Source organism: Tardiphaga robiniae (assembly GCF_001618955.1).
In the GTDB taxonomy this organism is placed as follows: domain Bacteria; phylum Pseudomonadota; class Alphaproteobacteria; order Rhizobiales; family Xanthobacteraceae; genus Tardiphaga; species Tardiphaga robiniae_A.
Genome location: NZ_LVYV01000006.1, coordinates 16,411 through 40,586 on the forward strand (window position 1 = coordinate 16,411; position 24,176 = coordinate 40,586).

Sequence of the window (24,176 nt, forward strand, 5' to 3'; positions counted from 1 at the left end):
GGTTGTCTAGCATGCGGTTGCCGGGCTGCAAAAGCCGGGTCGAGCCGCGCGCTGGCCTGCGTCCCTGCAACTTGACAGTGAATATCCGCCCCGCTCTAGTTGCCGGCAAGATCGCCGCGACGGCCCAAGGCTGCGCAGGACGATCGTGCCAGGGAGAGAGCCATGCGCCACCGAGCAGCCATTCTCGCAGTGTCTCTGGTCTTTGCGGCGAGTTTCTTTGGAGAATGTCTCTTTGGGGGGTGTCATGCCCAAGCGCAAACCGCCAACCCCAAACAGGTCGCAGCCCGCGTCGAACTCCACGCGATTCCGACCACGACGCTGTCCGACCAGCAATTCCTCAATGGCGAAGCCGGCACGCCGGCGACGGTCACCGGCGAATTCCGTGTGGCGCAAGGCACTGGCCGCCTGCCCGTCATCATCCTGATCCACGGTTCCGGCGGCATCAGCGCCAACATGGAGCCCTGGACGCAGCATTTCAACGCCACGGGCGTCTCGACTTTCGTCATCGACGGCTTCACCGGACGCGGCCTCATCTCGGTCAACACCGATCAGGCCCTGCTCGGCCGGCTCAATTTCATCGTCGACATCTATCGCGCGCTGGCGATCGTCGCCAAACATCCACGCGTCGATCCCGAGCGCATCGCGCTGATGGGATTTTCGCGCGGCGGACAGGCGGCGCTCTATGCCAGCGTCACGCGCTTCCAGAGCATGTGGAATACATCCGGCGCGCAATTCGCGGCCTACATCCCGTTCTATCCAGATTGCGCCACGACTTACCTGACGGACAGCGATGTGGCCGCGCGACCGATACGGATTTTTCATGGCATGCCCGACGACTACAATCCGGTCGCCAGTTGCAAAGCCTATGTGCAGCGCCTGCGCGACGCCAAGCGCGACGTAGTGCTAACCGAATATCCCGACGCCCAGCACGGCTTCGATACGCCGCTGAATGTCGGGACCGTGGCGGTTGCGACCAATGCACAGACAGTGCGGTCCTGCAGCATTCGCGAGGCCGATGGCGGCATCTTAATGAACGCCAAAAGCGGCCAGCCATTCACCTACAAGGACGACTGCGTCCAGCTCAATCCGCATGTCGGCGGCAATGCCGAGGCGACGCGGGCCGCGCGTATCGCCGTCTCAGACTTCGTACGGCAGGTCTTCAAGTTGGAATAGTCGCCGTCACGGCCTTGTGACGCGATAGCCAAAGCGACGCGAACAAGCTGACTCACAGCCTGGTCGCGCCTATTTGTGCCAAGTCTCTGCCAGGCAAGTGATTTGCGCGGCTCCAGGCATGCCCGCAGGCTCCGGGCAACCGCGTTTTCGATGACCTGCAATGCCTCCAGATAAGATGGCAGCGGCGGCAATCCTCCCTATATCGGGCGAGAGGCAGGGAGGCCCCAATGGCGAATATCGTGATCAATGAAAACAGTGGCGCAGCCACGGGTGGCGTGCGTGATCTGCTGCGTTGGGAAGGCGTGGCACTGTTTGTCGGAATGACGCTGTTCTACTGGATCTCGGGCGCGCCCTGGCAGATCTACGCCCTGTTTTTCTTCGTCCCGGACCTCAGCATGCTGGCCTATCTGGCCGGCCCGCGGATCGGCGCAGGGATCTATAATCTGATGCATGCGACCATCGCGCCGCTGCTGCTCGCCCTCGCCGGTATCGCCACCGCCGAGCCAATCGCCGGTTCCATCGCACTGGTCTGGTTCGCCCATATCGGCTTCGACCGCGCACTCGGTTATGGGCTGAAATACGACGCCGGTTTCCGCTTCACCCATCTCGGCCGCATCGGTAAGGATGCGACCGCACCGGCCACGGCGGAAAACCCGACAACCGGCAACCCGATCAAGGCTGCCTGACGCACGGCCTCACGGCTCGCCGGGCTTGAACGGCGCCTCCTTGCCGGGCGGTGTGCTCTCCTCGGCCATCGCCAGCAACATCGCCACCATCACGTAATTGCCGGCCACGGCCGTGAGATCGACGATCTGCTGATCGTTGAAGATCTTCTTGGCGCGCGCATAGGTCGCGTCGGAAACCTTGTGCGTGGTCGTCAGCTCGGTGACGAAGTCGTACACCGTCGCCTCGTCCTCGGCCATATTCGCCGGCCGCTTGTTGGCCTTGAGATCGGCGATGATCTGTGGCGACAGCCCCGCTTTCTGTGCCAGCGGCGCATGGGCAAACCATTCGACCTGCGAGCGCCATTGCCGCCCGATAATGATGATCGCGAATTCGTTGAGTTTGACCGGAACGGACGTATCCCAGCGCAGATAGGCGAACAGATCGAACAGCTTTTGGCCAAGCACCGGGCTGCGCATCATCGGATTGTAAGGACCGGCGAGACCCACGCTCGAGACCTTCATCACCTGCTCCCCCAGCGGCTTCTGCCTGGCATCGAGCTGATCCATGGTGAGCTGCGGAAAACGCGGCTCCTTGCTGGTGGCGGGCCCTGCAAACATGGTGGCGGCGAACCAGCCGCTGGCCGCGGCAACTGCGAGCGACGACAGTCCGATGGACGACATCCAGAGCGATGGTGACTTCATGCTTTCCTCCGTGAGCTTTTTTATTGTTCACAGAGGCTAGTTCAGCGGGCATGACAACGCCAGTTTCAGAGCGTCCCGAAATTGACACGTCATCGCGCAAGAGAAGCGGAGCTAGTGTCCGCTCATCACCAGTGTCTTGACAGGAAGCAACAGCGCCTGGATCCGCAGCAACATCGCGTGGACGATGCCGACGGCATCGACGGCATGAAGCGCCAGCCGCTTGAAAAAGCCGGTCCCCTTCTCGGCAATGACGTCATGATTGCTGGTATAGGCGTTGACGATACAACTACTGCCGGGCGTCACACCGTCCAGACCGCCCTGATAGATTGGCTCCAGGAATGTGAGAATGGTGCCCGGCGCGCGGACATGCTGCGCTTCCACCAGCTGCTCGCCGCCTCGGAACTGACCGGCCGCGATATAATTCTGGACGCCGGTTACCACCATGGGGATGATGGTCCACGGCTTCGAAATACAGGTCGCCTCGGCAACCATGCCTACCTTCATCACCTGCGCTTCAATTTGCCCGAAACCCGCCGAAAGCACGCGGCCAGCATTCTCCGGAATGAGAATGCCCGCTGACCGCATGATGGGATTGACGACATCGCCAACACGCAGCGTGAACTGCTCGACGCGTCCGTCCACGCCTGCGCGAATAAACGTCTTGTCGAGATCGACTTGCGCCTCCGCAAGTGCCGCCTGCGCGCTCGCCTTCTCCGCCGGCAGCAGCGCGGAGATGCGTGTCATCGCGGATTGTCGCGCGGCCATGGCCGCATCGAGCGCCCCCTGGCGACCGGCCAGCAGCACCTCGAGTTTCTCGATGTCACGTTGCGGCACTATGCCGGGATTGCGCTTCTGTAACTCACGTTTGGTATCGAGTTCGTCCGAGGTCTGCTGATAGGATCCCTTGGCTTCCTGCGCCTGTCCTTCGGCCTTCAGGATATCGGCCTGTGCGGCCAGCATGGCGGCATCGACCTCGGCAATCTTGCGCCGCGCGGTCTCCATCGACGCTTCCTGCTTGGCGTTATCGAGCCGGAAGATCATGTCGCCCTTCCTGACCGGCGCGCTGAACTGAACGTGAACTTCCGCCACCCGGCCATTGACCTCGGGAAGGATCGGCACGGTTCGATAGTACAAGGTCGCCGTTGTCGTCGACGGATGGAAATAGAAGATCACCGTGATCAGAGCGACCGTCAGCATCACGCAGGCTGTGATCCCCCATCTGAGTTCGAACCACACCGAATAGAACGTGATCTCCCGCCCCAGGCGCTTGCCTTGTCTGTAGCGGCGATAGAGATAATCCGGAAAAACCGTCAGCAGCGAACAGAGGAGAAGCTCAAGCATGACCATGCCCTCCGGCTTCGCCGGGGCGGCTCGATGTTTCCGCCGTGATGGGAAGCGATGGCGCTTCAGCGGACAGCTCGGTGGTGTCGCTGGTAGCATCACCGTTGGCAATCTTCTGAACCGATCCTGCAATACTGCGCAGTGGCGTACTGAAATCCGGCAGATCGATCATCGCAAGTAACAGCCCGATCACCCAGAACAGATGGATATGGGTGAACAATGCGATCAAACCCAACACGGCGACGATTTCAAACTGCAGCTTCTGCGATTTGTGCGCCATGCGCTCCGGCATGCTGTGCAGACGCAGATACAGATTACCCACTATCATGACGGCGACGATCAGAAAGATTCCGACCACGACCATGAGCGTGTCAGTCTCGCCGGGAGCAGTAATGAAGCCAGGCAGATGATGCGGAGCGTTCGGATGCAGCGTCTCACTCACGTGATCCCCCATTCCAACAGCGTCAGTCGAGCATGAGCCTCTCCCGGTTTCCATAGTTGCATAAAGCTGGAACTTGGCAAGCATCAGCTTGTGCGCGATAGGAAATGCGCTGCAGCAAATCTACATACGGGCGGACTGAGGGTTGATAGCTCGCGGATGCGAGATCACCAGCCTCGAAAGGTCGGCGCAGAACAGCCACCGACGCGTTGACGACTATCGTCGCCAGATAACGCGACTAGGCGCGCCCGGACAGCCGCAGCACGAAGACCAGCACTTCCGCGACAGCCTTGTAGAGCTCGGCTGGAATCTCGTCGCCGAGCTCGACGTTGGAGAGTGCACCGGCCAGCACTTCGTTTTCCTCGATCGGAATGTTGTGGGCCTTCGCGACCTCGATGATTTTCTCACCGATCGCGCCCTTGCCTTTCGCGGTGACAACAGGCGCGCCGGTCTTGTCGTAATGCAGCGCGACGGCCAGCGATCTCTTCGATGATCCTTTGGGCTGCACGATCATAGCGCGCGGTCCAGAAAATGCCCGGCCGATGCCGGCGCGGGCTGCGTCGGTGCGCCCTCACGGACCACGATATCGCCGGGCTGCAAATTGGCGCGGATCAGCGCCTGATTGAGCTGCGCCGTACCGGCCTGCAATTGCAGCGCCGTTGCCGGCCGCTCCGCCCACATCCGCACCGATGTCTTGTCGCCGGTCAGCGAGACCAGCGCATGGACCGGGCCAGCGGGCTCGACATCGAGCGAAAAGCGCGCACGCCAGACTTGCTTGGCCGCTTCAGCCTCACTGCCCGTACCGCCATCACGCGAAATCTCGAACTGCGCCATGGCCGTGCCGGCCGGCACCGCAAACGGAATTTCAAAACTCCAGCGCGGCGATGCCTGATCGAGCCGCGGCGTCGCGAGGCCGTCCGCACGATCCGGCAACGATGCCACCTGCAGCAGGGTCTGGCGCGCCAGCGCCGCATCGGTGTCCGCGAGCAGATGATGCACGGTGGTGCCCAGCGGCGCGTTTGCCGGGAGCGTCGGCAGAGCCATCGCCTGCGCCGTCGGCAGCCCACCGCGCAATGGCGGCGGTGGCAGGGTGTTACGCGCGATGTTGGTGTCGGCACCTGGCTGGCCCGCTGGCGCCTTCGTAGCAGGCAGCAGATCCATCATCATGCTGTCGTCGAACACCAGCGATGCTGCGCTTCCCATGCCCTTCGGAGCCGTTTGCAGCGCTTCCCTAAGCAGATTGAGCGCTGCGCCATTGGTCGCCAAGCGTGCAGCCGCTTCGGGAGCTTTTGCCACGGCCGGTGCGGTCTGAGCCGGGACATCGAGCACGGGCTCGTCTGCAGCGAGAAGTCCAGCCTGCTGCAGCGGATCGTTCTTGATGCTCGCCTTGGGCAGCATGACCACCGTCGCTGCAGCGGCCTGCGCCTGCTGTGCTGTGACCTGCGCCGCTGCATTGGGAAGCGCGTTTGCCAACGCCGATACTGGCTGCTCCGGTGTCGCTGCATTCGCCGTCGCTGGCGTTGTGCTCTGGGTCGGACTCGCTGTGGCGAGTGTCGTCGCCAACGCCTGGCGCAACACGATCAATGCCGCTTTCATGTCGGGCAGCCCGCCTTGCGGCAGCGCTCCCTTGGCCAGCGATGCCTCCAGAAACAGGCCGGAATTTTGGAACGCCGATTTGACTTCCTCGCCGGTGAGCTGGGCGTCGAGCGGCGGACGTTGCGCCAGTACTTGCGCGACCGCTTGCTGCAACTGCTGCGGCAGCCCAGTCAGCGAGGTGGCGGCTCCGAGATTGGCAAACAGTGTGGCCAGGCTCGCCTGCTGCGTCACGGCACTTTGCGTGGCGGTAGAGAGTGCCTGTGCTTCCAGCGATGTCAGCTGGATCTTGGAAGTCGCGATGGCATTAGCGAGATTGATTGGCACGTCTGGCGCGAGCGTCACATTGCCGGAGGACGCGCCGCCCGCCTGCCCTGCACCTGTGTTCTGCGGTGTAACGACGGCAAGCTGGACATTGCCATTGTCCGTCTTCGACACGGCGAATTGCAGCACCTGCCCGGCCTGTAATGGCACCTGCGATTGCACGTCGATCGTGCTGTGCCCGATGGCGATACGGACCTGATTGTCTGGCGAGATCGACAGCACGCGGCCGGCAATCACGCTGCCGGGCTGAAACGCGACTTCGCTCGCCACGCCCTGCGCGGAGACAACCGGTAAGATCGAGTTGACGGGAGTCGGCATGATGAGCGGCACCGGACAATGGTGCAGCTACGCTAGTTAATGGTCGTTAACTTCGCATTAACCCGCTGACGGTGCGACCGCCTTCAGCACCAGCACGGCAGCCTTGAAATCCACCTGCCGCGCCGCGCGTCGGGCCGCGACTTCCTCATCGAGGCCCCACTTCTCGATATTCCAGTCCTCGTCGACAAAGGCGGCTGTCCAGACCTGATCGGCATTCAGATGGCCATGGAGCAGCGCCAGCGCGAGCAACGCCGAGCCGGTGATCGTCGTCACCAGATGCAGCGCGGCGATCGCCCATGGATCGCTCGGCAGCGCCGCGCGGGCAGATGCGATGGCCCGTTCGGGCTGGCTGACATGCACGATGCCCTCAGCCAGGATGAAATGCGCGCCGAGATCATCGGCAGCCCAGAACAATACGGGATCCCACGCCGCAGCCTCGCGCGCGCTAAGCGCCTCGGGATAGCCCGCGCGATAGAACAGCAGATCGGTGCTGAAGTATTTGGTGATATCGTCAGCCACCGCCTGGGTCTGCGCCTCATCGCGGATCGCGTCGATCACGCTGTTGGCCAGGCGTGTCACCGGCATGCTCGTGGGGTCGATGACATCCTGCTGTTCGTCCCATTCCGCGACCATGACTTCGGCAATGGCTGATGTAGGAACGACCAGCGGATGGCGCGACGGCGTGCGTACGGTCTTGTCGTCAAGCATGATGGCATAGCCGTCCGGTGTTTCGCTCAACCCGACGGTCTTGTAGAAGCGCTTGCGCTGCGGACCACGCGTCGACCGTCGCACCGCCTCTTGCGGATCGAGCTGCGCCTGGCCGTACACTTCGTCAAACAATTCACGCATCGATGGTCTCAATTCCTGTTCGCCAGCCATCAATTTACGCGACAGACGGGCGCCACGCGAGACCAAATCGCTCGTGTCAGCGATTGGCACAGGCCCGCGAATAGGTCGCACGATCATTCGGGCCGAGACCCGCAGCAGCACCATCGTGCAAACAATTGGTGATACGATCGCTGAAAGATCCCCGCGCCTGCGGTACATTCTGCTGCCGCGGCAGATCGCCGAGCTGAGGCACGACAGGTACTTCTATCCGTGGCGGTGGCGGTGCGGGCGGCAGTGGCGTGATCAAAGCCGAATTGCCGGGCACTCCGATAACCTGCGCGACCGCAGGCGCAGCAGAGAGCGCCGCCGCAACGGCGACCAACACAGCGAATGGGATGGAGTGATGTCTCATTGGTCTCATGTTGTCACGATTATCAGGCACATCAAGTGTCAGCGCCGGACAATGTGATCCGCTGCCGAATGACGGCGTTCCCATCCGGCGCGCTCGAGTTCCGGCCGATCGTCGTCGATCTCCGGATAACCGATGCAGAAATAGCCGATCAGCCGCCAGTCACGAGGTATATCGAGTGTCACGGCGATCGCAGCAGGATCGAGGATCGAGACCCAGCCCATGCCGATGCCTTCGGCGCGCGCGGCCAGCCACATGGTCGCAATCGCCGTCACAACCGAATAATCCGCCATCTCCGGCATCGTGCGCCGGCCAAGCCCGTGGCCGACCTCAGTGCCATGATCGGCAAATACCGCGAGATGGCACGGCGCTTCGCGCAAGCCGGCGAGCTTGAGCGTCGCATAGCTCTGCGCGAGATCACCGGTATAGGCTCTCAATGCCTCGGCGTTGCAGGCACTGAAATTCTCCAGCACGGCCTGACGGCGTGACGCATCATCGACGATGACGAAGCGCCATGGCTGGCTCAGGCCCACCGACGGCGCGAGGCACGCAGTATCGATCAGACGATCGAGCAGGCCCTCTGGCAGCGGATCGGATCTGAAGCGCCTGATATCGCGGCGCCACACGAACAGGTCGTGCAGGCGCGCACGAAACGCGGCGTCGAATTCAGGTGCGTCGGTTGTTGCCGGCGTCGCACACGGGATGTTGTCGGAGCCCGACAACGCCCTACTCTTCCGGTGCGTTCTCGATCGGGTCGAACCGGTCGTGTTCGAGACCGAGCAGATTCCACGACTGCAGCATATGCGGCGGCAACGGCGCCGTGGCGTCGATCACGCCGCCACGCGGATGCGGGATCACGATGCGGCGCGCCAGCAGATGCAGGCGCTTCTGAATGCCGCCCGGCAATTGCCAATTCTCGATGTTGAAATATTTCGGGTCGCCGACGATGGCGTGGCCGATATGCGCCATATGCGCGCGCAACTGATGCGTACGCCCCGTCACCGGCTTGAGCGATACCCAGGCGAGTTTCTGCGCCGAGGTTTCCACCACTGCATAATACGTCACCGCATGGCTTGCGCCTTCGTCACCATGTTTGGCGACGCGCATGATGGTGTCTTCCTCGTTTTCTTCCTTCGCCAGGTAGGTCGAGATACGGCCCTGCTTCGGCTTCGGCACGCCGGCAACCAGCGCCCAATAGATCTTTCGTGCTGAACGTTCGCGGAACGCGCCGGTGAGCTTGGTCGCCGCAAAACGCGTCTTGGCGATCAGCAGGCAGCCCGACGTTTCCCGGTCGAGACGATGCACCAGGCGCGGCTTCTGTCCCTTGGCGTCGCGCATCACCTCCAGCATCATGTCGACGTGCCGCGTCATGCCCGAGCCGCCCTGCACCGCAAGGCCGGCGGGCTTGTTCAGCACCATGACGTCGGCGTCCTCGTAGATCGTCATCTCCTTGAGCGCCTGCAGAGTCTTGTTGGCGGCCTCCGAGAGTTCACCGACGACCTTCGGCGCATCGAGCTTCAGCGGCGGAATGCGGACGGTTTGTCCCTCTTCCAACCGATCCTTGCTGTCAGCACGCTTGCCGTTCACGCGCAGCTCGCCTTTGCGGACGATACGCTGGATATGGGAGAACGACAGGCCGGGGAAATGCGCTTCGAGAAAGCGATCGACACGCATGCCGTTCTCGTCAGGCGTCACGATGACGTTCTGTACGGCGGTGGGCAGCGGCGCAGGCGCGACTTCAGGTTTAGCCGGCTCTTCAAGATAGGACACAGGCGGCCGCGGCTCACGCAGCGGCGCGTTGCCATAACGCGGCGCGGCCTTGCCGCCCGGACGCGAACCGGAAGGACGCGAGCTTGGCGGCCGCTTGCTGCTCGGCCGCTCGGAACGTTGCGGCGCATCGAAGCGCTCGCTTCGCTCGGCACGCTGAGGGCGTTCGGATCGCTCGGACCGCTCGGCCCACTCCGAACGTTCACCGGCGCGCGCGCGCGGCGGACGCGCGCTCATCGGACGATCGCTGCTCACGCGGCCGGCCTTGCCGAATGACGGCCGCTCGCCCTTCGACGGGGCGGCCTTGGATGCAGCGTTCTTCGGGGCGGCACCCTTGCCACGCGGCGCCTTGCTGCGCTCACCACCGGGACCACGCTTGGCGAGAGGCTTCTTGTCGCGACGGCTCATGATTGTCTCTCGTTCCTCAGTCTGGTCCAGTAATCCAGCCGCTTGCGAATCTCGCGTTCGAACCCGCGCTCCGGCGGATCATAGAAGGTCTGACGCCCCAAGGCTTCCGGGAAATAGTCTTGCCCGGAGAAAGCTTCGGGCGTGTCGTGGTCATATTGGTACCCGTCACCATAGCCTTCGGACTTCATCAGCTTGGTCGGCGAGTTCAGGATGTGTTTCGGAGGCAGCAGCGAGCCGCCCTCTTTCGCGGTCCGCATCGCGGCCTTGTAGGCCATATAGGCGGCATTCGATTTCGGCGCGGTGGCGATGTAGATCACCGCCTGCGCGATGGCGAGTTCGCCTTCGGGATGGCCGAGGAAATCATAGGCGTCCTTGGCTGCGTTGCAGATCACCAGCGCCTGCGGATCGGCAAGACCGATGTCCTCCACGGCCATCCGCACCACGCGGCGCGCCAGGAACAATGGATCCTCGCCAGCATCGAGCATGCGGCACAGGTAATATAGCGCCGCGTCGGGATCGCTGCCGCGCACCGATTTATGCAATGCCGAGATCAGATTGTAATGGCCATCGGCCGACTTGTCGTAGATCGGCGCACGGCGTTGCAGGATGTCCTGCAGTTGCGCGGCATTGAATATCTCATTGGTCCGCGCGGCGCGCCAGACTTCCTCGACCAGTGTCAGTGCAGCGCGGCCATCGCCATCGGCCATGCGTACCAGCACAGCGCGAGCCTCATCATCGAGCGGCAGAGCGCGACCGACGACGCTCTCCGCATGCGCAAACAGTTTCTCGATCGCCGCCGCATCCAGCGACTGAAATACCAGCACGCGCGCACGCGACAACAGAGCGGCGTTGAGTTCGAAGGACGGGTTCTCGGTAGTGGCTCCGACCAACACCACGGTGCCGTCTTCCATCACGGGCAAGAACGAGTCCTGCTGTGCCTTGTTGAAGCGATGCACCTCGTCGACAAACAAGAGCGTGCCACGGCCCATCTCGCGACGGGCGCGCGCGGCTTCGAACACTTTCTTCAGATCGGCGACGCCGGAGAACACCGCCGAGATCTGCTCGAACTGAAGCTCCGTCGCGTCCGCAAGCAAACGTGCCACGGTGGTCTTGCCGGTGCCGGGCGGTCCCCAGAACACCAGCGAACCCAGCGTGCGCGTTTCCAGCATGCGCGTCAGCGCGCCATCAGGCCCGAGGATGTGATCCTGCCCGACCACATCGGACAGCACACGCGGCCGCAGCCGCTCCGGGAGCGGACGCGGCGCGTCCTGCTCCAGCCCGGCTGCGGCAAACAGGTTTGCAGAAGGCGTGGGTTGTTTCGGGCTCATCCGCCGAGTGTGACGTTGATCTGCTGGCCTCCGCGCACCACGACGATGCGCCACAGCCGCGCGCCGTCGCGCGTCACCTTGTCGAGATCGCTGGTCTTGCCTATCTTGGTACCGTTGACCGCGATGATGAGATCGCCTTTCTGAAAGCCGACGCCAGCCGCAGTGGCGGAGTCGGTCAACTCTGTAATGACAACGCCTTCAGTGTTGGAATCCAGCCGCAACTCGTCGGCAACGGCCGGCGAAATATTGGCGATCTTGGCGCCCTGGAATGGCGAACGCGCCGTCAGCGTGATCTCGTCACGCCCCGTATCGGGCGCAGCTTCGAGCGCAACGGTCAGCTTCACCGGCTTGCCACTGCGTTGTGCATCGAGCTGCGCGGTCCCGCCGAGCGGCCGCGTCGCGAAGCGATATTCGAACGCATTTGGATCCTCGATGGCCTGGCCATCGATGGCAGTCACGAGATCGGAGACTTTGAGGCCGGCCTTCGCAGCCGGGCTGTTCGCGGTGACATTGACGACCAGCGCGCCAGATGGCGTCTTGAGCCCGAGCGTCTCGGCGATCTCAGGCGTGATGTTCTGCAGCCGCGCGCCGAGCCACGGACGCTTCACGGCCTTGCCACCGCTCTTGGCGGAGGCAACGACGACGCGCACCATATTCGCCGGGATCGCAAAGCCGATACCCTGCGAACCGCCGGAGCGCGAGAAGATCGCGGTGTTCACACCGATCAGCTTGCCGGTCATGTCGACCAGCGCGCCACCGGAATTGCCGGGATTGATCGCAGCATCGGTCTGGATGAAGAACTGATAGTCGGTGATGCCGACCTGCGTGCGCGCAAGCGCGGACACGATGCCGTGGGTCACGGTCTGGCCAACGCCGAACGGATTGCCGATCGCGAGCACGACATCGCCGACCAGCAGATCATCGGAGTTGGAGAAATCCAGCGTCGGGAATTTCTCCTTGCCGTCCTTGATGCGCAGCACCGCCAGATCGGTGCGGCTGTCCTTGAGCACGATCTCGGCCTCGAACTCGCGCTTGTCCGCCAGTGACACCTTCACTTGGTCGGCGCCTTCGATGACGTGGTTGTTCGTAACGACGAGGCCCGACGCATCGACCATCACGCCCGAACCAAGCGAGCGCTGCATCTGCTCCGGCTGCATACCCTGGCCGCCGAAGAAGCGGCGGAACACCGGATCGTCCAGCAACGGATTGCGATTCTGCACCGTCTTGGCCGCATAGACGTTCACCACGGCCGGCTGCACCCGCTGCACGATCGGCGCGTAGGACAGCTTCATTTCCGTCGGCGAAGTCGGGACCCGGCGATCCTGTGCAAGAGCCGGCGCGAGTGCGGACGACAGGACAATGGCGCACAAAGTCGAAGCGGTCGCGGCGTTGCGGAAAAATGGGATCATCGGGGCCTCTTTGAGGAAATCGCGGCGAATATAGGCTGCTGAGCGGGGCAATAGAAGGGCGGGAACTAGCTTGCGTCCGCCGGCACATCCTTGTTCTCCACCGGCGCTTTTTTGCGCGGCTGGGGCGCTGCGACCGCGGCCGACTTCTGGCGCATCTTGTGCGCATCACCCCATGCCTTGAGGGCATCGATTACCGGGCGCAATCCGAGCCCGGTTTCCGACAGTGCATATTCGACCCGCGGCGGGACCTCGGCATAGACCGTCCGGACGATCAGCCCATCCTCCTCGAGCGCGCGAAGCTGTTTGGTCAGCATGCGCTGGGTGATCCGTGGCATCAGCTTGCGCAGCTCGCCGAAACGCAGCCGCCCCTGCTGCAAATGATACAGGATCACGCCCTTCCATTTGCCGTCGATCAGATCGAGCGTCACCTCGACCGGACAGCCCGGCCCATTGCCGAAATCACGCCGCTTCATCGCAAATATCCAATAGTATCCATTCGGTGACTATATCCCTGAAATGACAGTACTTGCAATTATTGTCGCGTCGGGACACCTCTTCGGGACATTTCCGCCAGGAGCATGGAGCACACCCAATGAAGGCAGTCGGCTACACCAAATCCCTCCCGATCGACGCAGCTGACGCGCTGGTCGATTTCGAGGCTCCGAAGCCCGAACCGACCGGTCGCGACATCCGCGTATCGGTGAAGGCGATCTCGGCCAATCCCGTCGATTTCAAGGTGCGCAAGCGCGCGGCGCCGCCGGCCGGCGAAACTAAGATCCTCGGCTATGACGCTGCCGGCGTCGTCGATGCTGTCGGCCCCGATGTGACGATGTTCAAGCCGGGCGACGAGGTGTTCTATGCCGGCTCGATCCAGCGCCAGGGCACCAATGCCGAGTTCCATCTGGTCGATGAGCGCATTGTCGGCCGCAAGCCCTCCTCGCTCTCCTTTGCACAGTCTGCGGCGTTGCCGCTCACCGCGATCACCGCCTGGGAACTGCTTTTCGATCGGCTCAGCGTCGCGCCTGGCAAGAGCCTCGATCCGCGCACGCTGCTCATCATGGGCGGTGCCGGCGGCGTCGGCTCGATCCTCATCCAGCTCGCACGCCGCCTCACCGGCCTCACCGTTGTGGCAACGGCATCGCGGCCCGAGACGATCAAGTGGTGCCAGGATCTCGGCGCACATGCGGTGATCGATCACAGCAAGCCGCTGAAGGAGCAAATCGACGCATTGAAACTGCCGCCCGTCGCCCTCATCGCCAGCCTCACGGGGACGGAGCAGCACTACAAAGCGCTTGCCGATCTGATCGCACCGCAGGGCAAGCTCGGACTGATCGACGATCCCGTTGAATTCAACATGTCCGCGTTCAAGGGCAAGGCCGTCTCGGTGCACTGGGAATCCATGTTCACGCGATCGTCATTCCAGACGCCCGACATGATCGCGCAACACTACCTCCTCAACGACGTTGCAGACCTTATCGACAAGGGTGTGCTGCGCACGACGCTCGACAAGACCTTCGGCACCATCAATGCCGCGAATCTCAAGCGCGCGCATGCGCTGCTCGAATCCGGCAAGTCGCACGGCAAGATCGTGCTCGAAGGCTGGTGATCACGAAACTGTCACCACGACATTCCCGCCTGGAGACACCTACGATAACAGAGCGCATCCATGGATGCGCTCTTCTCAAACAATAGCTAATTAAGATAGCTAACTATCTAAATCGCTTGTGATCGAAAAGCGACACAGCGGTGTCGTTCACTACAATGCGATGCGGGTTTTACAGAACTGTCGCAAAGCTTGCCTAGTTTGCCCGCGAGCTCAACGGTAGCTCGCTTGTTAAATGAGAACGGTCCCTGGCGAGAGCCTCCGGACGTTCTCTTTCGCAAGATCACAAACACAGATCCATACGCGTCCATCACCTACGGAGCAATTCGCGGGGCGTGTCGGATTTTGTCTTCTACAGGGGTACTCCATGTCTTTCACGACACACAAAATCCTCGGCACGCTCGGCGTGATCGGTGCGCTGGCCGCAAGCCCGGCGCATGCGCAGTCATCGAATGACGAGATCGCCGTATTGAAAGCGCAGCTCCGCGCGCTGGAAAAGAAGCTCGATAACGTTCAGAAGCAGGCGAACACCACGCAAAAGCAGACGGAAACGGTCAAGCAGAACTTTGCGAACGCCAACGCTGCCATGCACAAGAAGGCTGTGCCCTTCATCAACGCGAACCTGACGATGCCCGGCAACCGTCCGACCTTCTGCACTGACGACGGTTTGAACTGCATCGCCATCACCGGCCGTCTGCACCTCGACACCGCCGCCTACTCGTTCTCGCCGAAGTCGGCCGGGACCACCCCGCAGAGCGTGAATGACGGCATCAACGCCCGTCGCGCCCGTCTCGGCCTGATCGGCACCTTCAACAAGGATTGGGAATACGGCGTGATCGTCGATGCCGGCGGTACCACCGATGGCGACGTCACTCTCAACAACGCCTATGTCGCCTATAAGGGCGTCAAGGGCCTGTTGATCCAGGGCGGCTATATCGACGTGCCGTATACGCTGGATGAAGCTACCAGCTCGAACAACATCATGTTCATGGAGCGCGCGGCTTCGCAGGTTCTCGCAACGAACCTCGCCGCAGGCGACAACCGCGCTGCGTTCGGTGGTCAGGTATTCGGCGATCACTACTGGGTCGGCGCTTACGTGACCGGTCCGACGACCGGCCTGAACGTCAATCACAGCCAGCCGCAGCCGCTCGGCGCCACCTTCCGCGCCGTCGGTCTGCCGATCAACAACGAAGTCGGCACCGTCCTCGTCGGCTTCGACGCGCTGTATCTCGCCCAGACCGGTGGTGTGACCAACAACACGCTCGGCATATCCGATCGCATCGAAGTTCGCGTCGATCCGGCGACCAACGCATTGCTTAACACCGGCACCATGAACTTCGTGAACAATGCCCGTGTGCTGAGCGGTGAAGCCGCCGTCAAGTTCGGCAGCTTCATGGCGTCGGGCGAATACTTCGACTACAACATCCAGCGCAGCAACGGTCTGTCCGACCTGAGCTTCAATGGCGGTTACGGCCAGGCCAGCTACGTCATCACCGGCGAACAGCACAAGTACAACACATCGGCCGGTGCCTTCGGCGGCATCAACCCGGCCCGTCCGGTCAACTTCGCGACCGGCGATCTTGGCGCATGGGAACTCGCGGTGCGCTACAGCTACGCCAGCCTGAATGACGGCGTCATTCGCGGCGGTGAGTTGAAGAACACCACGGTCGGCGTAAACTGGTACGTGAACCAGAACATGCGCTTCATGTTCAACTGGATCCACGGCACCGTCGACAAGTTCGCCGTCAACAGCAACGTGAATACCGGTGCTGACTACGACGTGTTCGCGATGCGCACCCAGGTGGCCTTCTAAGCGCAAAACTTTCTGTAATCCTCCAGGCTCGGGGCTACATGCCCACGGTCCCACAACGAAAAAAGGCGGCGCTTCAGCGCCGCCTTTTTATCTTTGCGGGGCGTAGGCTTATGCGATGGTCTGGACGATCCCGCCTTCCGCACGCAGTGCTGCACCGTTGGTCACCGATGCCTCCTTCGACGAGACATAGACGACCATGTTCGCGATCTCCTCGACGGTGGCGAAGCGCTGGATCAGCGACGTCGAGCGGTGCTGCTTGACGAAGTTCGAAGCAGCCTCTTCGACCGATTGCCCGTTCTGTTTGGCGAGATCCTTGACGAAAGTCTCGACGCCCTCCGACATAGTCGGTCCGGGCAGCACGGAATTGACCGTCACGGCCGTGCCCTTGGTGAGCTCCGCGAGACCACGCGAGATCGCGAGCTGCGCTGTTTTCGTCATCCCGTAGTGGATCATCTCGCCGGGAATATTCAGTCCGGACTCTGATGAGATGAAAACGATGCGGCCCCAGTTGCGCTTCAACATGCCCTGCATGTAAGCGCGCGACAGACGGATGCCCGACATGACGTTGACCTCGAAGAAGCGCGTCCAGTCCTCGTCGGGAATGTCGAAGAAGCCCTTGGGCTCGAAGATGCCGGCATTGTTGATAAGGATATCGACCTCGGGGAGTGCCGAGGCGAGCGCATTGCAGCCCTCCGCTGTCGACACGTCGGCAGCGACGCCTTTCACCTTGGCCCCGGGCACGGCCTTGGTGATCGCAGTGATTGCCGCGTCCACCTTGCCCTGACTGCGGCCGTTCACAACAACCTGAGCGCCAGTGGCGGCCAGGCCCTTGGCAATGGCGTGACCAATGCCCGAGGTCGAGCCCGTCACGAGTGCCGTCTTGCCCGTCAGATCGATTTTCATATCAATGCTCCATCAAGTGATGGGGCTCATATCGGAACGCGGACCAATAGATGCAACTGCATTCAACGGGCGATGGCACAACAAAAAAGCGGCGCACAAGGCGCCGCTTTTCCGAAATTCTGATGTGACGTGGCTTACGCCGCTTCGGCCGAGCCCTGCACCGGACCCGAATCCTTGCCCTTGGCGTCTTCGTCGCGATCGACGAATTCGATCAGAGCCATCGGGGCGTTGTCGCCGTAGCGGAAGCCGGCCTTGATGATGCGGGTGTAACCGCCCTGACGATCAGCGTAGCGCTTGGCCAGCACGTCGAACAGCTTGCGAACCTGATCCTGGTCCTTCATCTCGCTGATAGCCTGGCGGCGCATGTGGAGGCCGCCCTTCTTGCCGAGGGTGACGAGCTTCTCCACGATCGGGCGGAGCTCCTTTGCCTTCGGAAGCGTGGTGATGATCTGCTCGTGCTTGATCAGCGACGCGCACATGTTGGCGAACATCGCCTTGCGATGTTCTGCGGTGCGGTTGAGCTTGCGATGAACCTTGCCGTGACGCATTGGAATATTCCTTATATTTCAGTTTGCCGCGACGGTTCGTCGGACATCATGTTGCAGGTGGGCTGCCTGCGTTCGCCCATAACGTCATGGCCGGGACAACCCGGCCACGCCGCTCGTGATGCTCAGTAGTGATCTTCGAAGCGCTTGGCCAACTCGTCGATATTTTCCGGCGGCCAACCGGGCACTTCCATGCCGAGGTGCAGACCCATCTGGGCGAGCACTTCCTTGATTTCGTTCAGCGACTTGCGGCCGAAGTTCGGAGTGCGGAGCATTTCTGCTTCCGACTTCTGAACGAGATCGCCGATGTAAACGATGTTGTCGTTCTTCAGGCAGTTTGCCGAACGTACCGAGAGCTCGAGTTCGTCGACCTTCTTGAGGAAAGCCGGGTTGAAAGCGAGATCCGGAATGACTTCCTGAGCAACTTCCTTGCGGGGCTCTTCGAAGTTCACGAACACGTTGAGCTGGTCCTGCAGGATGCGCGCGGCGTAAGCGACCGCGTCATCCGGCGTCAGCGCGCCGTTGGTCTCGATGGTCATCGTCAGCTTGTCGTAATCGAGGATCTGGCCCTCACGCGTGTTCTCGACCTTGTACGACACCTTGCGAACCGGCGAGTACAGGCTGTCGATCGGGATCAGGCCGATCGGCGCGTCTTCCGGACGGTTATGCTCGGCAGCGACGTAGCCCTTGCCGCCGGCAACGGTGAATTCCATGCGGATCTCGGCGCCCTCGTCGAGGGTGCAGATCTGCATGTCGGGATTGAGAACGGTCACATCGCCGACAGTCTGAATGTCGCCGGCGGTCACGACGCCCGGGCCCTGCTTCTTCACGACCATGCGCTTCGGGCCTTCGCCCAGCATCTTGATCGCAATGTCCTTCACGTTCAGCACGATGTCGGTGACGTCTTCACGCACGCCGGCGATCGAGGAGAATTCATGCAGCACGCCGTCGATGTGCACCGACTGCACGGCAGCGCCCTGCAGCGAGGACAGCAGGATGCGGCGGAGTGCGTTACCGAGGGTCTGACCGAAACCACGCTCAAGCGGTTCGGCAACCAGGGTCGCAAAACGGGTTGGATCGCTGCCAGGGGTTACCTGCAGCTTGTTCGGCCGGATAAGTTCTTGCCAATTTTTCTGGATCGTCACTGTGTCACCCATGCCATCAAACTCACTGGCGTTGGAGATCGCGGATCAGTCCGCGTAAGTCGCATCGCAAAAGCGATCGCGGGCAGCCAAGCCACCCGCGATCAAAAAGTATCAAACGCGCCGACGCTTGCGCGGGCGGCAACCGTTGTGCGGGATCGAGGTCACGTCGCGGATCGAGGTGACCGTGAAGCCCGCAGCCTGCAGAGCGCGGAGAGCCGATTCACGACCCGAACCCGGACCGCCGACTTCGACTTCCAGCGTGCGCATGCCGTGTTCCTGCGCCTTCTTCGACACGTCTTCAGCAGCAACCTGCGCTGCATACGGGGTCGACTTGCGCGAACCCTTGAAGCCCATCGTGCCAGCCGACGACCAGGCAATCGTGTTGCCCTGCGCGTCGGTGATGGTGATGGTCGTGTTATTGAACGACGAATTCACGTGCGCGATGCCCGATGCAATGTTCTTGCGCTCGCGGCGACGAATACGTCCGGCTTCCTTTGCCATCTCTAACCTTTCTGAGGATCTCAACGCCGCCGTAATGCCAGCGGCTACACCAAAAATAATTGCAGAAGCGGATGATCATCCGCTTCCGCAAACTCGTATTCGAAAGCTTACTTCTTCTTGCCGGCGATCGACTTGGCCGGACCCTTACGGGTGCGCGCATTGGTATGCGTGCGCTGGCCACGAACCGGCAGACCGCGACGATGACGCAAACCGCGATAGCAGCCGAGGTCCATCAGACGCTTGATGTTCATGCCCGTCTCACGACGAAGATCGCCCTCGACCAGATAGTCGCGGTCGATGACTTCGCGAATCTGCAGAACTTCCGCGTCGCTGAGCTGATTGACGCGGCGCTCTGGAGTGATCTTCACCTTCTCGATGATATCGGCGGCGTTCTTCTGGCCGATGCCATGAATGTACTGCAGCGCGATCAGCACGCGCTTGTTGGTCGGGATGTTTACACCGGCGATACGGGCCACAACTTCTCTCCTGTCACCAGTCCATCACGAACCGGCATTATCATCATTTGTCGGGCGGGTATTCACAAACGCGAACACGACGCCCGTCCCCTGGATTTCAGTGGGGCCCGGCATCGTTGGAATCTTCCGACTGGATGAGGGCCTTATTAAAGTATTCGACTTCGTTTCGTCAACCTGCTCTAGCGTTTGACGCGCTTTTTGCCGGCTTTCTTGGCCACTTTACCGGCCTTCTTGGCTGGCTTTTTGGCCGACTTGCTGGTTTTGGCCTTCGAAGCCGATTTTACAGCCTTTTTGGCCGCTTTTACAGCCTTTTTGACGGTTTTCTTGACGGTCTTCTTTACAGCTTTCTTGGCGGCCTTTGCCTTCTTGGCGACTTTTACCGGCGCCTTCTTGGCCTTCTTGACTGCCTTCACGGCTTTTTTGGCCGATTTGGCCGCTTTCTTGGCCGGAGCAGATCCACGCTTGGCGGCAGCGGCCTTCTTGGCGGACTTGCGGGCCGACTTCTTCGCCGACTCATCGGCGGCGAGAATCGCTGCCAGCACGCGGTTGATCTCAGCCGTTACCTCTTCGATGGTCATCATGCCATCGATGGTCACCAGCTTCCTCTTCTCCGAATAATAATGCACCAGCGGCTCGGTCGAGGTGCGGTAGCTCGCCAAACGCTTCGACAGCACTTCCGGCGTATCATCGATGCGCACGGTCTCGCCGCGCTCCATCATCTGCGCGACACGGGCTTCGACACGCTGCAACAGCGCGCTCTCATTGACGCGGAGCTCAACGGCCGCATCGAGATGAAGCCCCTTGGACTTCAGCAGTGCATCCAGCGCTTCGGCCTGCGGCACGGTACGCGGGAAGCCGTCGAGGATGAAGCCGTTGGCGGCATCCTGCAACTCGATGCGATCCGAAATGATCCCGATCACAATATCATCGGGCACCAAGCCGCCAGCGGCCATGATGTCCTTGGCCTTGAGGCCAACTTCGGTCTCGGCGGCCACGGCAGCACGCAGCATGTCACCGGTGGACAGCTGAACGATGTTGTGACGCTCGACAAGACGATGTGCCTGAGTTCCCTTGCCCGCCCCCGGCGGCCCGAGAAGAATCAACCTCATTTGCGCCGGCCCCTCAGCTTCGACTTGCGGATCAAACCTTCATACTGGTGCGCCAGCAGATAGCCCTGCACCTGCGCCACAGTATCCATGGTGACACTGACCACGATCAGCAGCGACGTGCCGCCGAAGTAGAACGGCACCGAGGCGTAGGAAATCAGGATCTCGGGGATCAAGCAGACCACGGCGAGATAGGCAGCGCCGAGTACAGTGATGCGCGAGAGCACATAGTCGATGTATTCCGCGGTCCGCTCACCCGGGCGAATGCCTGGGATGAAGCCCCCGTGCTTCTTCAGATTGTCGGCAGTCTCGGTCGGGTTGAACACGATCGCCGTGTAGAAGAACGCGAAGAATACGATCAGCGACACATAGAAGATCAGGAACAGCGGACGGCCATGGCTGAGCTGCGTGGTCAGCCACTGGAACCATTCCGGCCCCTTCCCTGCGTTGAAGCTCGCGATAGTCGCTGGCAGCAACAGCAGCGATGACGCGAAGATCGGCGGGATCACGCCCGAGGTGTTGAGCTTCAGCGGCAGATGCGAGGATTGGCCCTCGAACATCTTGTTGCCGACCTGGCGCTTCGGATACTGGATCAGCAGGCGGCGCTGGGCGCGCTCCATGAACACGATAAAGGCGATCACGACCACGGCCATCACGATGACGACCAGGATCAGACCGGTCGACAGTGCGCCCTGACGACCCAGTTCGAGCATATTGGCGATCGCCGACGGGAGCTCCGCCACGATGCCGGCCAGAATGATCAGCGAGATGCCGTTGCCGATGCCGCGCGAAGTGATTTGCTCACCCAGCCACATCAGGAACATCGTGCCGCCGGTCAGCGTGACCGAGGTCGAGATCAGGAAGAACATGCCGGGTTCGCTGACGACATTGCCTGCGCCCTGCAGACCCGCCGCAATGGCATAGGACTGGAATGCAGCGAGGATGACAGTCAGGTAACGGGTGTACTGGTTCAGCGTCTTGCGGCCCGCTTCGCCCTCTTTCTTGAGAGCTTCGAGCTGGGGCGACACGGTGGTCAGCAGCTGAATGATAATCGATGCCGAAATATACGGCATGATGTTCAGCGCAAAAATCGCCATGCGATTGATGCCGCCGCCCGCGAACATGTTGAACATGCCGAGGATGCCGCCGGCCTGCTGCTTGAACACCTGTTCCCACGCGGCCGGATCGATGCCGGGCAGCGGAATATAGGTGCCGAGCCGATAAACAAGCAGCGCACCCAGTGTGAACCAGATGCGCTTCTTCAGTTCATCGGCCTTGCCGAGGGCCGAAAAGTTGAGGTTTGCTGCTAATTGCTCTGCTGCAGAGACCATGTTTGGCTTTCTCCCGCGCCCCTTTCGCCATCATGCCCCGAAAGAGCGGGGCATGCAGCGGAGGCCGGACATTATTTGGTGCTCGGCATTGATAAAATCTACTGCCACATCACGCAAGGCCGCCCACAGACGCAGGCGATGCCGCAGATGTTACGCAGCTTCGCCGTCGGCCTTCTTCGGCGCAATGATCTTCACCGAACCGCCGGCCTTCTCGATGGCTTCGATCGCCGTCTTGGTGGCGCCGTGCACTTCGATGTTGATCTTGGCCTTGATCTCGCCACGGCCGAGAACACGCACACCAGCCTTCGAGCGGCGCAGAACGCCAGCCTTCACCAGCGATTCAGCGTTGATCACGGCCTTGATGTCGATGGTCTTCGCATCGATCGCGTCCTGGAGGCGGTCCAGGTTGATCTCGGCGTAATCGAGACGGAAGATGTTGTTGAAGCCGCGCTTCGGCAGACGACGATGCAACGGCATCTGGCCGCCCTCGAAGCCCTTGATGCGGACGCCCGAACGCGCGGTCTGGCCCTTGCCGCCGCGGCCCGCGGTCTTGCCCTTGCCGGAGCCGATGCCACGGCCGACGCGCATACGCTTCTTACGGGAGCCGGCGTTATCGGCGATATCGCTGAGCTTCATCGTTCTTTTCCCTGTTTCGCCCTGTCTTCCCGAGGCTTACCGGCAGATCCGGACCTCGAAGGTCAACAGTGTCATCCCTGCGGCAACCTGGCGGCCGCAGTGAGACGACGTGAACTTACTTATCCTCGACCACGCGGACGAGGTGCTGCACCTTGGTGATCATGCCGCGAACTTCAGGAGTGTCCTGCAATTCGCTGACGCGACCGATCTTGTTGAGCTTGAGGCCGATCAGCGTAGAACGCTGCGAGTGGTGCCGGCGAATTGCGCTGGCGACCTGCTCGACCTTGATCATCTTTGCGGCCTTGGCCATCGTGATAACTCCAAAAGACTTCTTAGAGTGGCATGATCCTATCGGAAAACCGGAAAACCACTTTTCCGGATCATGCCTCGTTATTCGGCAACCAGCTCGGCGTCACCGCCAACGCGGCGCGACTGCAGGGTGGACACCTTGATGTTGCGGCGAGCAGCAACCGAACGCGGCGAATCCTGATGCTTCAGCGCGTCGAAAGTGGCGCGAACCATGTTGTAAGGATTCGACGAACCGATCGACTTGGCCACCACGTCCTGGATACCCAGCGTTTCGAACACAGCGCGCATCGGACCGCCGGCGATGATGCCGGTACCAGCCGGAGCAGCACGCAGATACACGCGACCCGCGCCATGACGGCCAGCGATGTCGTGATGCAGCGTGCGACCTTCGCGCAGAGCGACGCGCGTCAGGTTGCGCTTGGCCGACTCGGTTGCCTTGCGGATTGCTTCGGGAACTTCACGGGCCTTACCGTGACCAAACCCAACCCTGCCCTTCTGATCGCCAATGACGACCAGAGCTGCAAAGCCAAAGCGCTTACCGCCCTTGACGACCTTCGCCACACGATTGATGTGGACGAGCTTGTCGACGAACTCACTATCACGCTCTTCCCGGGGGCCCCGGTCGCGTCCGCCGCGTTCGCGTTCACCTGCCATGGTGTTTTCCAATCCTTGCGAAGCTTTCGCTTCTAACCCTGTGTCCGTTCAAATCTGCAACTTGCAAATCAACGAAAGTGAAATCGCTTAGAAGCTGAGCCCGCCTTCGCGAGCCGCATCTGCCAGCGCCTTGACGCGGCCGTGGTACAGATACTGACCACGGTCGAACACCACTTCCTTGACGCCATTCTTGACCGCGCGCTCTGCCAGCAGCTTGCCGACAGCCTGCGCCGCATCGACGTCCGCACCGGTCTTGCCGGTTTCGCGCATCGCCTTCTCCAGCGACGACGCGGAAGCGAGCGTCTCGCCCTTCAGGTCGTCGATGACCTGCGCGTAGATGTGCTTCGACGAGCGGAAGATCGACAGGCGCGGACGGCCATTGGCAGTCCGGCGGAGCGAGAGCCGCACGCGTTGCTTGCGCCGGGCATTCGTAATCTTGAGTTTCGACAT

General features: G+C 61.5%; 27 protein-coding genes. 4 read left to right on the plus strand and 23 right to left on the minus strand.

Translation table 11 applies throughout. The features are described from left to right. Nucleotides 1–162 precede the first annotated feature (162 nt). Nucleotides 163–1,173: a dienelactone hydrolase family protein gene (locus A4A58_RS09870; protein WP_081421803.1), complete on the plus strand. Its 1,011-nt coding sequence runs from the start codon at nucleotides 163–165 to the stop codon at nucleotides 1,171–1,173. A 227-nt stretch (nucleotides 1,174–1,400) separates the two neighbouring features. Then, the gene (locus A4A58_RS09875; protein ID WP_068731426.1) at nucleotides 1,401–1,859 is read left to right on the plus strand and encodes a DUF4260 domain-containing protein; all 459 of its coding nucleotides are present in this window, start codon (nucleotides 1,401–1,403) and stop codon (nucleotides 1,857–1,859) included. A gap of 9 nt (nucleotides 1,860–1,868) precedes the next feature. Here the strand turns inward: A4A58_RS09875 and A4A58_RS09880 are convergent, their stop codons facing one another. From A4A58_RS09880 to A4A58_RS09935, 12 genes are all read right to left on the minus strand, one after another. Beyond that, the gene (locus tag A4A58_RS09880; protein WP_068731428.1) at nucleotides 1,869–2,540 is read right to left on the minus strand and encodes a carboxymuconolactone decarboxylase family protein; all 672 of its coding nucleotides are present in this window, start codon (nucleotides 2,538–2,540) and stop codon (nucleotides 1,869–1,871) included. A gap of 111 nt (nucleotides 2,541–2,651) precedes the next feature. Then, nucleotides 2,652–3,881 carry an HlyD family secretion protein gene (locus A4A58_RS09885; RefSeq protein WP_068731616.1) on the minus strand — a complete coding sequence of 410 codons (1,230 nt, stop codon included), beginning with the start codon at nucleotides 3,879–3,881 and terminating at the stop codon, nucleotides 2,652–2,654. Then, nucleotides 3,874–4,323 (minus strand): hypothetical protein, encoded by a 450-nt coding sequence (locus A4A58_RS09890; protein ID WP_068731430.1) that lies wholly within the window; start codon nucleotides 4,321–4,323, stop codon nucleotides 3,874–3,876. Before A4A58_RS09890 ends, A4A58_RS09885 begins: the two co-directional genes overlap by 8 nt. A gap of 235 nt (nucleotides 4,324–4,558) precedes the next feature. After that, complete coding sequence (locus tag A4A58_RS09895; RefSeq protein WP_068731431.1) at nucleotides 4,559–4,834, minus strand: EscU/YscU/HrcU family type III secretion system export apparatus switch protein; 276 nt, start codon at nucleotides 4,832–4,834, stop codon at nucleotides 4,559–4,561. Further along, on the minus strand, nucleotides 4,831–6,555 hold the full coding sequence (locus A4A58_RS09900; protein ID WP_068731618.1) for a flagellar hook-length control protein FliK: 1,725 nt from the start codon (nucleotides 6,553–6,555) through the stop codon (nucleotides 4,831–4,833). Before A4A58_RS09900 ends, A4A58_RS09895 begins: the two co-directional genes overlap by 4 nt. A 57-nt stretch (nucleotides 6,556–6,612) precedes the next feature. Then, nucleotides 6,613–7,404: an ATP12 family chaperone protein gene (locus A4A58_RS09905; protein WP_068731620.1), complete on the minus strand. Its 792-nt coding sequence runs from the start codon at nucleotides 7,402–7,404 to the stop codon at nucleotides 6,613–6,615. A gap of 76 nt (nucleotides 7,405–7,480) precedes the next feature. After that, complete coding sequence (locus tag A4A58_RS09910) at nucleotides 7,481–7,795, minus strand: hypothetical protein (protein WP_244499718.1); 315 nt, start codon at nucleotides 7,793–7,795, stop codon at nucleotides 7,481–7,483. A 38-nt stretch (nucleotides 7,796–7,833) separates the two neighbouring features. Beyond that, nucleotides 7,834–8,514, minus strand: coding sequence for a 5,6-dimethylbenzimidazole synthase (gene bluB / locus A4A58_RS09915; RefSeq protein WP_244499719.1), 681 nt, complete (start codon nucleotides 8,512–8,514; stop codon nucleotides 7,834–7,836). A gap of 4 nt (nucleotides 8,515–8,518) precedes the next feature. After that, the gene (locus tag A4A58_RS09920) at nucleotides 8,519–9,967 is read right to left on the minus strand and encodes an RluA family pseudouridine synthase (protein ID WP_068731435.1); all 1,449 of its coding nucleotides are present in this window, start codon (nucleotides 9,965–9,967) and stop codon (nucleotides 8,519–8,521) included. Then, nucleotides 9,964–11,295, minus strand: a complete 1,332-nt coding sequence (locus A4A58_RS09925) for a replication-associated recombination protein A (RefSeq protein WP_068731437.1) — start codon at nucleotides 11,293–11,295, stop codon at nucleotides 9,964–9,966. The genes A4A58_RS09920 and A4A58_RS09925 overlap by 4 nt, the downstream gene beginning before the upstream one ends. Further along, entirely contained in the window at nucleotides 11,292–12,704 is a 1,413-nt protein-coding gene (locus tag A4A58_RS09930; RefSeq protein WP_068731439.1) for a DegQ family serine endoprotease, read from the minus strand. The genes A4A58_RS09925 and A4A58_RS09930 overlap by 4 nt, the downstream gene beginning before the upstream one ends. Nucleotides 12,705–12,769: 65 nt before the next feature. Further along, nucleotides 12,770–13,177, minus strand: coding sequence for a winged helix-turn-helix transcriptional regulator (locus A4A58_RS09935; RefSeq protein WP_068731441.1), 408 nt, complete (start codon nucleotides 13,175–13,177; stop codon nucleotides 12,770–12,772). Between the two features lie 119 nt (nucleotides 13,178–13,296). Here A4A58_RS09935 and A4A58_RS09940 point away from each other — a divergent pair, with 119 nt between their 5' ends. Both A4A58_RS09940 and A4A58_RS09945 read left to right on the plus strand, forming a co-directional pair. After that, nucleotides 13,297–14,310 (plus strand): zinc-binding alcohol dehydrogenase family protein, encoded by a 1,014-nt coding sequence (locus A4A58_RS09940; RefSeq protein ID WP_068731443.1) that lies wholly within the window; start codon nucleotides 13,297–13,299, stop codon nucleotides 14,308–14,310. A gap of 364 nt (nucleotides 14,311–14,674) precedes the next feature. Further along, nucleotides 14,675–16,120 (plus strand): OprO/OprP family phosphate-selective porin, encoded by a 1,446-nt coding sequence (locus A4A58_RS09945; RefSeq protein ID WP_068731445.1) that lies wholly within the window; start codon nucleotides 14,675–14,677, stop codon nucleotides 16,118–16,120. Nucleotides 16,121–16,228: 108 nt separating this feature from the next. Here the strand turns inward: A4A58_RS09945 and A4A58_RS09950 are convergent, their stop codons facing one another. From A4A58_RS09950 to rplR, 11 genes are all read right to left on the minus strand, one after another. Beyond that, nucleotides 16,229–17,023, minus strand: coding sequence for an SDR family NAD(P)-dependent oxidoreductase (locus tag A4A58_RS09950; RefSeq protein ID WP_068731447.1), 795 nt, complete (start codon nucleotides 17,021–17,023; stop codon nucleotides 16,229–16,231). 134 nt (nucleotides 17,024–17,157) lie between these two features. Then, nucleotides 17,158–17,571, minus strand: coding sequence for a 50S ribosomal protein L17 (gene rplQ, locus A4A58_RS09955; protein WP_068731449.1), 414 nt, complete (start codon nucleotides 17,569–17,571; stop codon nucleotides 17,158–17,160). A gap of 122 nt (nucleotides 17,572–17,693) precedes the next feature. Next, nucleotides 17,694–18,725 carry a DNA-directed RNA polymerase subunit alpha gene (locus A4A58_RS09960; RefSeq protein ID WP_068731451.1) on the minus strand — a complete coding sequence of 344 codons (1,032 nt, stop codon included), beginning with the start codon at nucleotides 18,723–18,725 and terminating at the stop codon, nucleotides 17,694–17,696. A 99-nt stretch (nucleotides 18,726–18,824) separates the two neighbouring features. Beyond that, a complete protein-coding gene (rpsK, locus tag A4A58_RS09965) occupies nucleotides 18,825–19,214 on the minus strand; it encodes a 30S ribosomal protein S11 (protein WP_068731453.1) in 390 nt (129 codons plus the stop codon). Between the two features lie 107 nt (nucleotides 19,215–19,321). Further along, complete coding sequence (gene rpsM / locus A4A58_RS09970; RefSeq protein ID WP_068731455.1) at nucleotides 19,322–19,690, minus strand: 30S ribosomal protein S13; 369 nt, start codon at nucleotides 19,688–19,690, stop codon at nucleotides 19,322–19,324. Nucleotides 19,691–19,869: 179 nt separating this feature from the next. After that, nucleotides 19,870–20,799 (minus strand): adenylate kinase, encoded by a 930-nt coding sequence (locus A4A58_RS09975; protein WP_068731457.1) that lies wholly within the window; start codon nucleotides 20,797–20,799, stop codon nucleotides 19,870–19,872. Beyond that, the gene (gene secY, locus A4A58_RS09980; RefSeq protein WP_068731459.1) at nucleotides 20,796–22,127 is read right to left on the minus strand and encodes a preprotein translocase subunit SecY; all 1,332 of its coding nucleotides are present in this window, start codon (nucleotides 22,125–22,127) and stop codon (nucleotides 20,796–20,798) included. The genes A4A58_RS09975 and secY overlap by 4 nt, the downstream gene beginning before the upstream one ends. Before the next feature lie 150 nt (nucleotides 22,128–22,277). After that, complete coding sequence (gene rplO / locus A4A58_RS09985) at nucleotides 22,278–22,763, minus strand: 50S ribosomal protein L15 (protein WP_068731461.1); 486 nt, start codon at nucleotides 22,761–22,763, stop codon at nucleotides 22,278–22,280. A gap of 115 nt (nucleotides 22,764–22,878) precedes the next feature. After that, nucleotides 22,879–23,073 carry a 50S ribosomal protein L30 gene (gene rpmD / locus A4A58_RS09990; protein WP_068731463.1) on the minus strand — a complete coding sequence of 65 codons (195 nt, stop codon included), beginning with the start codon at nucleotides 23,071–23,073 and terminating at the stop codon, nucleotides 22,879–22,881. A gap of 80 nt (nucleotides 23,074–23,153) precedes the next feature. Further along, nucleotides 23,154–23,726 carry a 30S ribosomal protein S5 gene (gene rpsE / locus A4A58_RS09995; protein ID WP_068731465.1) on the minus strand — a complete coding sequence of 191 codons (573 nt, stop codon included), beginning with the start codon at nucleotides 23,724–23,726 and terminating at the stop codon, nucleotides 23,154–23,156. Between the two features lie 87 nt (nucleotides 23,727–23,813). Beyond that, entirely contained in the window at nucleotides 23,814–24,176 is a 363-nt protein-coding gene (gene rplR, locus A4A58_RS10000; RefSeq protein ID WP_068731467.1) for a 50S ribosomal protein L18, read from the minus strand.

Bases quoted from the DNA above. Each gene is read 5' to 3' on its own strand.
- A4A58_RS09870 (WP_081421803.1), top strand. From the start codon at position 163: ATGCGCCACCGAGCAGCCATTCTCGCAGTGTCTCTGGTCTTTGCGGCG.
- A4A58_RS09875 (WP_068731426.1), top strand. From the start codon at position 1,401: ATGGCGAATATCGTGATCAATGAAAACAGTGGCGCAGCCACGGGTGGC.
- A4A58_RS09880 (WP_068731428.1), bottom strand. From the start codon at position 2,540: ATGAAGTCACCATCGCTCTGGATGTCGTCCATCGGACTGTCGTCGCTC.
- A4A58_RS09885 (WP_068731616.1), bottom strand. From the start codon at position 3,881: ATGCTTGAGCTTCTCCTCTGTTCGCTGCTGACGGTTTTTCCGGATTAT.
- A4A58_RS09895 (WP_068731431.1), bottom strand. From the start codon at position 4,834: ATGATCGTGCAGCCCAAAGGATCATCGAAGAGATCGCTGGCCGTCGCG.
- A4A58_RS09900 (WP_068731618.1), bottom strand. From the start codon at position 6,555: ATGCCGACTCCCGTCAACTCGATCTTACCGGTTGTCTCCGCGCAGGGC.
- A4A58_RS09905 (WP_068731620.1), bottom strand. From the start codon at position 7,404: ATGCGTGAATTGTTTGACGAAGTGTACGGCCAGGCGCAGCTCGATCCG.
- A4A58_RS09910 (WP_244499718.1), bottom strand. From the start codon at position 7,795: ATGAGACATCACTCCATCCCATTCGCTGTGTTGGTCGCCGTTGCGGCG.
- A4A58_RS09920 (WP_068731435.1), bottom strand. From the start codon at position 9,967: ATGAGCCGTCGCGACAAGAAGCCTCTCGCCAAGCGTGGTCCCGGTGGT.
- A4A58_RS09925 (WP_068731437.1), bottom strand. From the start codon at position 11,295: ATGAGCCCGAAACAACCCACGCCTTCTGCAAACCTGTTTGCCGCAGCC.
- A4A58_RS09930 (WP_068731439.1), bottom strand. From the start codon at position 12,704: ATGATCCCATTTTTCCGCAACGCCGCGACCGCTTCGACTTTGTGCGCC.
- A4A58_RS09935 (WP_068731441.1), bottom strand. From the start codon at position 13,177: ATGAAGCGGCGTGATTTCGGCAATGGGCCGGGCTGTCCGGTCGAGGTG.
- A4A58_RS09940 (WP_068731443.1), top strand. From the start codon at position 13,297: ATGAAGGCAGTCGGCTACACCAAATCCCTCCCGATCGACGCAGCTGAC.
- A4A58_RS09945 (WP_068731445.1), top strand. From the start codon at position 14,675: ATGTCTTTCACGACACACAAAATCCTCGGCACGCTCGGCGTGATCGGT.
- A4A58_RS09950 (WP_068731447.1), bottom strand. From the start codon at position 17,023: ATGAAAATCGATCTGACGGGCAAGACGGCACTCGTGACGGGCTCGACC.
- rplQ (WP_068731449.1), bottom strand. From the start codon at position 17,571: ATGCGTCACGGCAAGGTTCATCGCAAGCTCAACCGCACCGCAGAACAT.
- A4A58_RS09960 (WP_068731451.1), bottom strand. From the start codon at position 18,725: ATGGGTGACACAGTGACGATCCAGAAAAATTGGCAAGAACTTATCCGG.
- rpsK (WP_068731453.1), bottom strand. From the start codon at position 19,214: ATGGCAAAGGAAGCCGGACGTATTCGTCGCCGCGAGCGCAAGAACATT.
- A4A58_RS09975 (WP_068731457.1), bottom strand. From the start codon at position 20,799: ATGAGGTTGATTCTTCTCGGGCCGCCGGGGGCGGGCAAGGGAACTCAG.
- secY (WP_068731459.1), bottom strand. From the start codon at position 22,127: ATGGTCTCTGCAGCAGAGCAATTAGCAGCAAACCTCAACTTTTCGGCC.
- rplO (WP_068731461.1), bottom strand. From the start codon at position 22,763: ATGAAGCTCAGCGATATCGCCGATAACGCCGGCTCCCGTAAGAAGCGT.
- rpmD (WP_068731463.1), bottom strand. From the start codon at position 23,073: ATGGCCAAGGCCGCAAAGATGATCAAGGTCGAGCAGGTCGCCAGCGCA.
- rpsE (WP_068731465.1), bottom strand. From the start codon at position 23,726: ATGGCAGGTGAACGCGAACGCGGCGGACGCGACCGGGGCCCCCGGGAA.
- rplR (WP_068731467.1), bottom strand. From the start codon at position 24,176: ATGTCGAAACTCAAGATTACGAATGCCCGGCGCAAGCAACGCGTGCGG.